12 protein-coding genes are annotated in these 12,395 nt (G+C 52.1%); 1 reads left to right on the forward strand and 11 read right to left on the reverse strand.

Going from position 1 to position 12,395, the window contains the following annotated elements; all coding sequences use genetic code 11:
• Positions 1 to 9: 9 nt before the first annotated feature.
• The 11 genes from emrA to ACP3TC_RS04290 all read right to left on the reverse strand — a co-directional run bounded on the left by emrA (position 10) and on the right by ACP3TC_RS04290 (position 11,860).
• Positions 10 to 1,182, reverse strand: a complete 1,173-nt coding sequence (emrA, locus tag ACP3TC_RS04240) for a multidrug efflux MFS transporter periplasmic adaptor subunit EmrA (protein ID WP_313853365.1) — start codon at positions 1,180 to 1,182, stop codon at positions 10 to 12.
• Between the two features lie 153 nt (positions 1,183 to 1,335).
• Positions 1,336 to 1,866: a transcriptional repressor MprA gene (gene mprA, locus ACP3TC_RS04245; RefSeq protein WP_313853364.1), complete on the reverse strand. Its 531-nt coding sequence runs from the start codon at positions 1,864 to 1,866 to the stop codon at positions 1,336 to 1,338.
• Between the two features lie 451 nt (positions 1,867 to 2,317).
• Positions 2,318 to 3,502 carry an MFS transporter gene (locus ACP3TC_RS04250; protein WP_313853363.1) on the reverse strand — a complete coding sequence of 395 codons (1,185 nt, stop codon included), beginning with the start codon at positions 3,500 to 3,502 and terminating at the stop codon, positions 2,318 to 2,320.
• Positions 3,503 to 3,659: 157 nt separating this feature from the next.
• Complete coding sequence (gene proX, locus ACP3TC_RS04255; protein ID WP_426817576.1) at positions 3,660 to 4,658, reverse strand: glycine betaine/L-proline ABC transporter substrate-binding protein ProX; 999 nt, start codon at positions 4,656 to 4,658, stop codon at positions 3,660 to 3,662.
• A gap of 67 nt (positions 4,659 to 4,725) precedes the next feature.
• Positions 4,726 to 5,901 (reverse strand): glycine betaine/L-proline ABC transporter permease ProW, encoded by a 1,176-nt coding sequence (proW, locus tag ACP3TC_RS04260; protein WP_313853359.1) that lies wholly within the window; start codon positions 5,899 to 5,901, stop codon positions 4,726 to 4,728.
• A complete protein-coding gene (proV, locus tag ACP3TC_RS04265) occupies positions 5,894 to 7,093 on the reverse strand; it encodes a glycine betaine/L-proline ABC transporter ATP-binding protein ProV (protein WP_313853358.1) in 1,200 nt (399 codons plus the stop codon). Before proV ends, proW begins: the two co-directional genes overlap by 8 nt.
• 396 nt (positions 7,094 to 7,489) lie before the next feature.
• On the reverse strand, positions 7,490 to 8,452 hold the full coding sequence (nrdF, locus tag ACP3TC_RS04270; RefSeq protein ID WP_313853357.1) for a class 1b ribonucleoside-diphosphate reductase subunit beta: 963 nt from the start codon (positions 8,450 to 8,452) through the stop codon (positions 7,490 to 7,492).
• 30 nt (positions 8,453 to 8,482) lie between these two features.
• A complete protein-coding gene (gene nrdE, locus ACP3TC_RS04275; protein ID WP_426817577.1) occupies positions 8,483 to 10,633 on the reverse strand; it encodes a class 1b ribonucleoside-diphosphate reductase subunit alpha in 2,151 nt (716 codons plus the stop codon).
• The gene (nrdI, locus tag ACP3TC_RS04280; protein ID WP_313853355.1) at positions 10,606 to 11,016 is read right to left on the reverse strand and encodes a class Ib ribonucleoside-diphosphate reductase assembly flavoprotein NrdI; all 411 of its coding nucleotides are present in this window, start codon (positions 11,014 to 11,016) and stop codon (positions 10,606 to 10,608) included. Before nrdI ends, nrdE begins: the two co-directional genes overlap by 28 nt.
• Before the next feature lie 4 nt (positions 11,017 to 11,020).
• On the reverse strand, positions 11,021 to 11,257 hold the full coding sequence (gene nrdH / locus ACP3TC_RS04285; protein ID WP_426817578.1) for a glutaredoxin-like protein NrdH: 237 nt from the start codon (positions 11,255 to 11,257) through the stop codon (positions 11,021 to 11,023).
• A gap of 288 nt (positions 11,258 to 11,545) precedes the next feature.
• Positions 11,546 to 11,860 (reverse strand): DUF883 family protein, encoded by a 315-nt coding sequence (locus ACP3TC_RS04290; protein ID WP_426817579.1) that lies wholly within the window; start codon positions 11,858 to 11,860, stop codon positions 11,546 to 11,548.
• Positions 11,861 to 12,023: 163 nt separating this feature from the next.
• On the opposite strand from ACP3TC_RS04290, the gene ACP3TC_RS04295 reads away from it, so the two are divergent.
• The gene (locus ACP3TC_RS04295; protein WP_313853352.1) at positions 12,024 to 12,359 is read left to right on the forward strand and encodes a DUF2002 family protein; all 336 of its coding nucleotides are present in this window, start codon (positions 12,024 to 12,026) and stop codon (positions 12,357 to 12,359) included.
• Positions 12,360 to 12,395: the final 36 nt, after the last annotated feature.

The following is a 12,395-nucleotide window of genomic DNA, read 5'->3' on the forward strand; positions in this document are numbered from 1 at the left end:
CCCGCTTTCTTAACCCGCATTGGCACGAATAATATCGGCAATCAACTGGTTAGCTGGCGCTAAATCCAGTGCCAGAGCATTACTTTCATATGCCGGAGTCTTGCGCACGTTGTCAGCCAGCACCCTACCGTCGGTATTCTGGGTATCAACTTTCACCAGCGTCGACAGGCCAATACGCAGCGGATGCTGCGCGACCTGCTGCGGATCGAGTTCGATACGCACCGGCAGTCGCTGAACCACTTTGATCCAGTTACCGGTGGCATTCTGCGCGGGCAGCAGTGAGAAGGCGCTACCGGTTCCCATATCGAGACCAACAACTTTACCGTGATACACCACGTCATCACCGTAGATATCGCTGACTACCGTCGCCGGTTGGCCGATGCGTACTTTGGCGAGCTGCGTCTCTTTAAAGTTGGCGTCGACCCACAGGTTGTTCGCCGGAACCACCGCTAATAGAGGGGTAGAAGTACTGATCTGCGAACCGACCTGCACACTGCGACGGGAGACAAAACCGTCCATCGGGCTGACGATTTCGGTGCGCTGTAACGCCAGCCATGCGTCGCGCAATGCTGCCGCGCTCTGTTTAACTGCCGGCTGGTTTTCCAGCGAGGTGTTCATGACTACCGCCTGATTGGCATTGTACTGCTGCACCGCCACGTCGAGCTGAGCTTTAGCAGAGGCGACGGCATTGCGTGCGTGTTGCAGTTCCTCACGACCAATTAAGTTAGCACTTCCTAACGGCTCACGGCGTCTCAGGTCTGATTCAGCCTGTGCCAGCGCCGTTTTTTGCAGTTCAATGGTTGCCTGATACTGTTTACCGTTAATCATCAGCTGATGAGTCTGGCGAACGCTGGTGGCCAATGCGGTCTGCGCTTTTTCAAACGCTTGCTCGGCATCGGTTTTATCCAGCGTGATCAACACATCCCCTTTTTTCACAAAGTCGGTATTATCAAACCACACCGTATTGACGCTGCCGGAAACTTGCGCCATCACCTGAACCTGGTTACCGGCGACATACGCGTCATCGGTTTCCTGATAGTGGCGTAACACCAGGAACCAGTAAGTCAGATAAGCGATACCAATCACAATAACCACGACAGCCAGAATCAGCAGCGCTGTTTTACGCTTTTTCTTTTTATTAGCTGGCTGCTGCGGTGATTGCAGCTCCGCATTTGCACTCATGGTGTTCTCCACGTTTTTCACGTATTACGGGGTTACGCACATCCATGCACGCAAAGTCCCGAGCCTAAAATGCCAGCGGGATTAGCGCTGGCATGGGTAAATGGGCGGTTAAAATAGCGGTTTATTGGCGTGATTGTGTCGCAGTAATTGCTATTATCGGGAAAGAGAAGCGATAACTTGTTCTTCGTCCATTTGGTCGAGACGGTTAAGCAATTTACGCGTAATCCCTTCCAGCTGGCTCTTTTCAGACGTGCTCAGCGAAGACCACAGATGTTGCAGGCTCTGATGCTGCGGTGGCAGCAGCTGGCGCAGGAATTCATTCCCTTTTTCGGTAAGGTGCAGATACAGGCAGCGGCGGTCGTTGTCACTTTCACGGCGCTCAATCCAGCCACGCTTTTCCAGTTCGTCGGCAATGCGCGTGGCGTTGGTGCGTGATGAGCCAAGTGCAGAACTCAGCTCAGATGGTTGAATGCTGTGATTTTCCTGTGCATCGAGCGTAATCAACGCCATAAACAGCGTCTCGTTAATCCCTTGAGCTTTCAGCATTTTATTGCGGTTATCCAGCAATTTGCTTTGCATATGCATGCACAGACGCGTCAGCATAATTTCCTGCAAAGGAAAATCTTTCTGGCGATTAGCGCGAAAATTTAGCATCTGTTCAATGGGAGTAAACGAACTTTCCATCTTGGGGGAACCTCACTAGTTGCAACTGGTATAGTAACGATGGTGATTTGATAAGTGCAGGCACTTTGCCGGTGGTAACCTTTTCAGGTTCACAGAATCACCATCAATAATTTCCAGGTCACTCCTTAACCCAGGGCGGACAACAGCGTGAAAAATCCGGTGCTGTTGGGCAGAAATTTGGCCATCTACGACTTTGCTGCGAAGAGGCAGAACTGGACGACAGGTCGATACGGCAGGAACAGAATGGCGGGTGATATCAGCATGCGGCAAGCCGTCGCAAGCTGCCGGTGGCGTGTCAGACACGTCTCCGCAGAGCATTGCTTTCCGATTGCTTAATAATTGCATGCGTAAAAATAACCGTCCTGAATAAGTAACGTTAAACAATACCAGAGAGGGCAAGGGCTTAATACCCCTGCACAATCTGAAAATTACTCAATTTACTATATGCAGGCTAATTACTGTCATTTTCATGACGGTAGCCGCTCCACCAGCAGAGCAGATTCAGCAGCGTCATGACGACGCCTGCCGCGCAGACGCCATACCAGCCCGCGTACTGAAAGGCGCTGGCGGAGACCAGTGAACCAACGGCACCGCCGATAAAGTAGCTGGTCATGTAGCCGGAAGTCAGACGGTTACGCGCTTCCGGCATTCGACGATAAATCACGCTCTGGTTGGTAATGTGCACGCCTTGTACCGCAAGATCGAGCAGAATAATTCCCACGATCAGCGCCAGAAGTGAGTGAGCACCAACTGCGGTGATACCCCATGACGCCAGCATGATCAGTAATCCTGCCGTAGTGGTGATGCGCGCTTTACCCTTATCCGCCAGGCTTCCGGCCTGCCGTGCAGCCAGTGCTCCTGCCGCGCCGACCAGGCCGAGCAGCCCAATCATGCCTTCCGAGTAGTTATAGGGCGGTGAGGCCAGCAAAAAAGCCATTGATGTCCACAGCACGCTAAAGTTGGCAAAGGACAGACAGCCGACCATCGCGCGGGTTCGCAGCACCCGGCTGGCGCCATACAGTTTGAAAATCGAACGTAGCAGCTGCGGATAGTTAAGTGGAACCGACTGACGATAGCGCGGCAAATAACGCCACAGTGCCAGCGCCATCAGCGCCATCAAAATACTGGCAACCCAGTAAACGGTGCGCCAGCCGCCAAGTTGCGCTAAGCCACCGGCAACGGTTCGCGCCAGCAAGATACCCAGCAGCAGGCCACTCATCACGGTGCCGATCACTTTACCGCGTTTTTCCGGCGCGGCCAGCGTGGCGGCCAGAGGCACCAGGATTTGCGCCACCACTGAAAACAGCCCGGTTAATATCGTGCCTGCCAGCATCATCTTGAGGGACGATGACAGCGCGGTAATCACCATGCCGCCGGCGGCCAGCAGGCTCATCACCACAATTAAGCCGCGCCGTTCCAGCATATCGCCAAGTGGAACCAGCAGCAGTAAACCGGCGGCATAGCCCAGTTGGGCAGTGGTAACGATAAAGCCGGCCTGATTTACGGATAAATCAAAACTGCGGGCGATAGTTTCCAACAGGGGTTGAACATAATAGTTACAGGCAACAGAAAGGCCTGTCGCAACTGACATCAAAGCGACAAGCGCAGGGCTTAGCCCCTGTGGTGCGGATTTCATAAGCAGTTAACAGCATTGATAAGTGGAATACGCTAATAGTAACCTAAAAAACTATTTCATTGTTGCGATGATTAACAGGCCAAACCAGTCACAGACAAAAAAGCAGCCCTGAGGCTGCTGGTGTAATGTTTAACAATGGGCGTTGTTGCCTGTTTAATCAGGATTTTGCCGCAGCGGCTGCGTCAGCAACCCACTTATCAAACTGCGCCTGGTGAGCTTTAATCCAGCCATCAACATGACGGTTGATATCGCTTTCAGACGCTTCGCCGTCATGCATGCGCGCATTCTGCGCATTGATATCGGCGATAGGCAGCTTCATTTCAGCAAACAATTTGGCGGCTGCCGGGTTTTTCTCAGCCCACTGTTTATTCGCCACGATATGCATGCTGTTGACCGGGAAGCCATAATTGGCACCATTCGGTAATTTAGTATCAAGATCTTTCTGTTCACCCGGCAGAGAAGAGAACGGCACCTGCAACCAGACGACATCTTTACCCGGAACCAGTACGTCGCTTAACCAGTAGGGTGTCCAGGTATAGTAGATAACCGGTTTGCCCTGCTTAAAGCGCGCCATCACGTCTGCGATCATCGCAGAATAGTTACCCATATTGGCTTCGACCGTCTTACTTAGACCGAAGGCCGGCATCTGATGATTGATCACCGCCTCACAGCCCCAGCCTGGGGTACAACCGGTCAGGTCAGCTTTGCCATCACCATTGGTATCAAACAGTTTGGCGATCTTCGGATCTTTCAACTGGTCGATACGCGTAATGTGATACTTCTCGGCAGTTTTTTTATCGATCAGATAGCCCTGAGCCGCGCCTTCAACGTAATTACCCTCGCGATAAAACTTTTTGTCACCGCCTGCCGCTTTGTACATATCGTCATGCAGCGGTTGCCAGTTAACGGCAGTAAAAGTGGCATCGCCAGAGGCAATGGAGGTGTAGCCAACGTTGTAATCAACTTCACTGGTGCTGTCCACGGTGTAGCCCAGTTTTTCCAGCGCTCGACTGACCAGCAGCGTCTGAAAACTCTCTTCGGAAATGGTGCTCTGTACTGGCTTAACCGTAATGCCTTTACCCGGCAGGTCTGCTGCGGAAACCTGTGTCGCGGCCAGAGTGGTTAAGGCGGCTGCCAAAATTGCTGTCTTGCGCATAGTGATTCCTTATTAGTGATGTTATTGCGGTATTAGCCGGCGGTGCCACTGACGCACCGCCGGAAAATCATTTCTTGATAAACGGACGAGTCAGCAGGCCAACCGGGCCGGTGGTGTACCAGCGGCGACTGCCACGGCTGCGGCTGTCGCGGCCCAGTGACTGTGTCAGGCGATCGAGGATGATCGCCAGGATCACGATGCCGACGCCACCGACGGTTGCGAGGCCCATATCCAGACGGCCAATGCCGCGCAGTACCATCTGTCCCAGACCTCCTACAGCGATCATTGAGGCGATAACCACCATCGACAGTGCCAGCATCAGCGTCTGGTTAACCCCGGCCATAATGGTTGGCATTGCCAGCGGCAGCTGAACTTTAAACAGCATCTGGCGCGGATTAGCGCCAAAGGATTCGGCGGCTTCGATTAAATCGGCCGGTACTTGCTTAATGCCGAGAATCGTCAGGCGCACAATTGGCGGCAGGGCAAAGATGATGGTGACCACCACGCCTGGCACATTACCGATACCAAACAGCATCACAATCGGCACCAGGTAGACAAACGCCGGCGTGGTTTGCATGGCATCCAGCAGTGGCCGAATAATTTTCGCTGCCCGCTCGCTACGCGCCAGCCAGATGCCAAGCGGCAACCCGATGACAATACAGAACAGCAAGGCGGTGAGTACCAGCGCCAGCGTCACCATCGCCTGCGACCAGGCGCCAATCGCTCCAATGGCAATCAGTGAAACCAGCGTGGCGATACCCATGCCGAAGCTGGAAAGCTGCCAGGCAATCAGCGCAAAGACGATGATTGCCACCGGCGCTGGCATCCCCAGTAGCAACTGCTGGAAGGCGCTGAGGATATAATCTACCGGTACGCGAATGCCCTGGAACAGCGGACGGAAATGCGAGACTACCCAGTCAATACCTTCTGTGACCCAGCTATCCAGCGGGATCAGGGTCTTATGAAAGGGATCGAGGATATTGAAGTGCTCCGCTTGTGGCGCAGGCGCGCTACTCAGCCAGTCGCTGCTGCTGGCAGCCGCATCGTGACCGCCGGCAGACGCCGGTGAACCCCAGGCATCGCTACCACCGCTGGTGGACGCCGCATCCGCAGACGCACTGCTGGTATCGGCAGGAGTGGACCAGGGATCGCTGGCTGAGGCGGCACTGCTGCCGTCAGTTGTCGGTGCGGTATCAGTCTGCGCGGGTGCGGTTTCCCACGGATTTGCCGTTTGATTACTCATTGTTTGCCCCCTCGCGATCTAATGCCTGTAGTAACGTGCCCTTGGAAATGATGCCGATATACTGATGGTCTTCGCCGACGATCGGCACGGCACAAGGTGCCTGCGCCACATGCGACAGCAGTTCATTCAGTGAGGTATCACCCGGCACTGCGGCAGGTGAGGTCAGCAGGGCCGAATCCAGCCCTTCGCCAGCGGCCAGCGCGACTTTCAGCGAGTCGACAGAGACGATACCGACAAACTTTTGTCGCTCCAGCACGTAACCGTATTCGCGGTCGGCATCCTGCAACAGTTTGATGGCGGAGCGAGGGCCGAGGCCCGGCGCTTTACGAATCAACGCGCCAGCGCTGCGGCGGGCAATATCTTTGGCGCTGAACACATGGCTGATATCAACCCCGCGGAAGAAGGTGCGCACGTAGTCATTGGCGGGATTATTCAGAATTTCGTCCGGGGTGCCGACCTGTACCACTTCACCGCCCTGCATAATGGCGATGCGATCGCCGATGCGCATTGCTTCATCAAGGTCATGGGAGATAAACACAATGGTGCGCTGATGTTTTGACTGTAGTTTGACCAGCTCGTCCTGCATTTCAGTACGGATTAATGGATCGAGTGCCGAGAAGGCTTCATCCATCAGTAAAATATCCGGGTTAATTGCCAGCGCACGGGCTAATCCAACACGCTGACGCATACCGCCAGAAAGTTCATCAGGATAAGCATGAGCGTAATTATCCAACCCGACCTGACGCAGCGCGTCGAGTGCTTTTTCCTGACGTTCCTGCAATGGCACGCCGGCTAATTCCATACCAAATGCTGCATTATTTAATACCGTCATATGCGGCATCAGAGCAAATGACTGGAATACCATACTGATTTTATTTCGGCGTACCTGACGCAGGTCGCTTTCAGATATTTTCGCGATGTCGACACCATCAATTATGACCTGGCCGCGAGTCGGTTCTATCAGACGATTGAGAAGGCGAACCATGGTGGATTTTCCTGAGCCGGATAACCCCATGATGACAAATATCTCGCCTTCTTCAATGGCCAGACTGGCGTCTTTTACCCCGAGAGAGAGGCCGGTTTTCTCCAGTAGTGCCTCTTTGCTGATGCCTTTCTCGATGTGCTTAAACGCACGCTCGGGATTTTCCCCAAATACTTTATATAAATTCTTAACTTCTAATTTAATTGCCATGCGGTAATTAAGTTCCCGTTAGTTGATTAATTATCTTATTTTTCTTGTTATATCCTGGTTAAATAAAAGCGGCATATACCCTAACACACTGAGAGTATCTGACAACCCTTCGCGGGCGAGCAGGGGAATTTGATGAGACGATAATCTCTGATAATGTCAGGGCACATAAGGGATTGCGGCTAATGAAAAAAGTTAAAAATAGTCTGATATTTTCATCGGAATTTACCTGGGATGGATGAAAATAGTGACGTTTAGCGAAGTGGATATTTAATCAAATATGCAGAATGTGACGAATTTATTATAAGTAAATAGTCTGGCTTGCTGGTTGAAATCTTGGGAATTAAGTGGAATTAATTTGAAATACAGGGTGCCTGAGCAGCACCCTCGTTGTAACGGTCAGAAGTTCCAGTCATCGTCCTCAGTATCGACCGCTTTGCCCATCACATAGGAAGAGCCGGAGCCGGAGAAGAAATCATGGTTTTCATCGGCATTGGGCGACAGCGCCGAGAGGATCGCCGGGTTCACTTCGGCCATTTCCGCCGGGAACAGTGCATCATAACCCAGATTCATCAGCGCTTTATTGGCGTTGTAGTGCAGGAAAGCTTTGACCTCCTCACTCCAGCCAACGTCGTCATACAGCGCTTCGGTATAGGCCAGTTCATTCTCATACAGCGCCATCAGCAGATCATAGGCAAATTGTTGCAGCTCTTCGCGACGCGCATCATCGACCTTTTCCAGCGCTTTCTGATACTTATAGCCGATGTAATAACCGTGTACCGCTTCATCACGAATGATCAGGCGAATCAGGTCAGCGGTATTGGTCAGCTTGCCGCGACTGGACCAGTACATTGGCAAATAGAAGCCGGAATAGAACAGGAAGGATTCCAGGAAGACGCTGGCGATTTTTTTCTTCAGCGGATCGTCATTGTGATAGTGCTCAAGAATAATCTCGGCCTTACGCTGCAATGGCGGATTCTCTTCGCTCCACTGATAGGCGGCATCGACATCGCTGGTGTGGCACAGCGTCGAGAAAATCGAACTGTACGAGCGGGCATGCACGGCTTCCATAAAGCTGATATTCGACATCACCGCTTCTTCGTGCGGCGTCAGTGCGTCGGCCATCAGTGCCGGTGCGCCCAGCACATTTTGAATGGTGTCGAGCAGTGTCAGGCCGGTAAATACCCGGATAGTCAACTGTTGCTCCTGCGCATTCAGACTGTTCCATGACGGCAAATCATTGGATAACGGCAATTTTTCCGGTAGCCAGAAGTTAGCGGTCAGACGGTTCCACACTTCCAGATCTTTATCATCCTGAATCTGGTTCCAGTTAATGGCTTGTACGCGTTTTAATGTGTTCATGATTTCATCTTTAACGGTGAAAAGTGCGGCTTACAGGGAACAGGAGACGCAGCCCTGAACTTCGGTACCTTCCAGCGCCATTTGACGCAGGCGGATGTAGTAGAGCGTTTTAATCCCTTTCTTCCAGGCGTAAATCTGCGCTTTATTAATATCGCGGGTGGTGGCGGTATCACGGAAGAACAGGGTTAACGACAGCCCCTGATCGACATGTTGCGTGGCTTCGGCATAGGTATTAATAATTGCCTCTGGCCCGATGTCGTAGGCATCCTGATACAGCGACTGGTTGTGGTTGTTCATAAACGGCGCCGGATAATAGACGCGGCCGGTTTTACCCTCTTTGCGAATCTCAATACGCGAAACGATAGGGTGGATACTGGAGGTGGCGTGATTGATATATGAGATCGAACCGGTCGGCGGAATTGCTTGCAGATTCTGGTTATACAATCCGCTGCTCATTACCGCCGCTTTCAGCGTGCGCCAGTCTTGCTGGGTCGGCAGTGTGATACCCGCCGCCGCAAACAGTGCAGCAATGCGGGCAGTGCGCGGCTGCCAACTTTGATCGATATACCGATCAAAATATTCGCCGCTGGCATAGCGTGACTCGCTAAATCCGGCGAAGCTTTGTTGACGCTCACGTGCCAGTTGATTCGACGTGCGCAGCGCGTGGTACGTCACGCAATAAAAGTAGATATTGGTGAAATCCAGCGCTTCTTCTGAACCGTAAAGCATACCTTCACGCGCCAGATAGCCATGCAGATTCATCTGACCAAGGCCGATAGCGTGTGACTGAGCATTACCTGCGGCAATCGACGGTACTGAAGCAATATTGCTCATCTCTGACACTGCCGTCAGGCCGCGAATGGCGATTTCCACCGTACGGGCAAAATCCTCCGAGTCCATCGCATGGGCAATATTCAGCGAGCCGAGATTGCAGGAGATATCTTTACCGATATGACGATAGCTGAGATCGTCGTTATAGTCGGTCGGTGTATTCACCTGCAAGATTTCAGAACACAGGTTGCTCATATTAATCCGCCCCTTAATAGGGTTGGCGCGATTCACCGTGTCTTCATACATGATGTAGGGATAGCCGGATTCAAACTGAATTTCCGCCAGCGTCTGGAAAAACTCACGCGGATTAATGAAGGTCTTACGAATACGTTCGTCAGCCAGCATCTCGTGATATTTTTCACTGACGCTGATATCAGCAAAAGGCAGGCCGTACAGACGCTCAACGTCATACGGTGAGAACAGCGCCATCGGCTGATTGGTTTTTGCCAGCTGGAAAGTGATATCCGGAATTACCACCCCAAGTGACAGGGTTTTGATGCGAATTTTTTCATCGGCATTTTCACGTTTGGTATCAAGAAAACGCAGAATATCCGGATGGTGCGCATGCAGATAAACCGCGCCTGCGCCCTGGCGTGCACCCAGCTGATTGGCGTAGGAGAAAGCATCTTCCAGCATTTTCATTACCGGAATAACGCCGGATGACTGATTTTCAATACGCTTGATCGGCGCACCGGCTTCGCGCAGATTCGACAGCAGAAACGCCACGCCGCCGCCGCGTTTCGACAATTGCAGCGCCGAATTAACCGAACGGCCAATCGACTCCATATTATCTTCGATACGCAGCAGGAAGCAGGAAACCAGCTCACCGCGCTGCTGTTTGCCGCAGTTGAGAAAGGTGGGGGTGGCTGGCTGAAAACGTCCGCTCAGCATCTCTTCCATCAGCGACGTTGCCAGCTGCTCATCACCGCGTGACAGCGTCAGCGCCACCATACAGACGCGATCTTCAAAGTTTTCCAGATAGCGTTTGCCATCAAAAGTCTTCAGCGCGTAGCTGGTATAGAACTTATAGGCACCGAGAAACGTCCGGAAGCGGAAGCGACGTTGATAAGCCTGGGCAAACAGTTCAGCGACAAACTCAAAGCGCCAGGCGTTCAGCACTTCGGCTTCGTAATAACCTTCCGCCACCAGAAATTGCAGGCGTTCGGCCAGCGAATCGAAAGCTACGCTGCCAGGAATCACATGCTGCAGATAAAACTGGCGCGTTGCTTCGTGGTCTTTCTCAAACTGGATATTACCGTCGGCATCATAAAGGTTAAGCATCGCGTTCAGCGCGTGATAGTCGAGCGCGGTGGCGGCGGGTTTTATAACGGTGCTGTCTGTTGTTGCCAAAATTGGGTTACTCCCGATTTTACGTTAGCAATATCGTCGGCGGTCCCCAGCAACTCAAAGCGATAGAGATAAGGAACCTGACATTTTTGCGCAATGATGTCGCCCGCCATGCAGAACGCGGTACCAAAGTTACGGTTCCCGGCTGCAATCACGCCGCGGATCAGGCGGCGATTGGCTTCATCATTAAGAAATTGAATCACCTGTTTGGGGACGGCCCCGCGAGCGGTGCCACCGCCGTAGCTTGGCACCACCAGAATATAGGGACGATCAACCTGTAAGTGTTGTGCTCCATCCAGTGGAATTCGCCGCGCCGGCAAGCCCAAACGGCTGATAAAACGGTGCGTGTTTTCCGACTGGCTGGAGAAATAGACCAGTGGGAACATATTTTTAGCCTTGAGTCATCTGGCTCAGCGCGGAAATTTTGTCCGGACGAAAGCCACTCCAGTGTTGGTCGGCTGCCATCACCACCGGTACCTGGCGATATCCGAGCGATTTCAGGGTTTCCACTGCGTCCGGTTCGCTATCGAGATTGATCAGCTGATAACCGATGCCTTTTTTATCCATGGCATTTTTTGTCGCGTTGCACTGGACACAGTTATCTTTAGTGTAAATAATAATGCGCATGATTCGTATTTACCTCAGCGGTGAGAGATATCGCCTGATATGAATCGTTTTACTGTCGATTCGCGTAGATTGTGCCACCAGCTGTAGTGGTGAACTGATGTGGCTAATACTAGATGTAGTGGTTAATGAAATCAACCTGACTATATATAGTGTTTTTAGCAAAGCTGATGAGCAGGATGGCTAAAGCCTGATAACGCGGGCTTTTTGCGACGAGAATATTTTTTTTATCAATTTTGGCAAAAAAAATCCCCGCCCGAGGGCAGGGACAGAACAGGGGGAACAGAGCTGTTAGCGGCGGGAAGCCAGCAATGCACCGATCACAATACCGACCGCAGTACCGATGCCCACGCCGTGCCATGGTTTATCATGGACATAATCATCAACATGTTCGCCGGCATCTTTCGCCGCCTGAGTAACGCGATTACGACCGTTCAGCTTAGCGCGCGTCTCTTTTAACAGCGATTCAGCTTTACCGCGCGCGGAGTCGACCTCTTCCTTTGTTTTGCTGCCGTAAGATTTCAGCAGATCATCAAGTGTATCAGCCAGCAAAGAAACGTCCTGATTGATATCGGTATCATTATTTTTCGTCGTTCTGTTAAACATTTTTCGCTCCCTTCGCGTTAATAACTAATACTCAGTGTAGACCATCATTAATCTGCGCAGTGGTTTTGACCCGGTATTGTCGCCTTTATGGATAATTCCGAAAGCCCTGAGCGCCTGGCCTGAGGTAAGGTTGTGGTGCTTTGTAAGACTAAGAGGATCGAGCATGTATTTACGACCTGATGAGGTGGCACGCGTACTGGAGAAAGCCGGATTCGAGATGGATGCGGTAACGCCCAAAACCTACGGTTATCGTCGCGGTGAAAACTATGTCTACGTCAATCGCGAAGCGCGCATGGGTCGTACCGCATTGATTATTCACCCAACGCTGAAAGAGAAAAGCCAGAGCATTGCTGAGCCGGCCTCGGAAATTAAAACCTGTGACCACTATGTGCAGTTTCCAATGTACCTGGTTGGCGATGCACAGGATCACTACGGCATTCCACACGGCTTCAGCTCGCGTGCGGCGCTGGAGCGCTATCTGGACTGTCTGTTTAATTAAGCATTGTTCCCCAATGGATAACGCTGTCTGCTGGGG

The organism is Winslowiella sp. 2C04, assembly GCF_050037805.1.
GTDB classification, from domain to species: Bacteria; Pseudomonadota; Gammaproteobacteria; order Enterobacterales; family Enterobacteriaceae; genus Erwinia; species Erwinia toletana_A.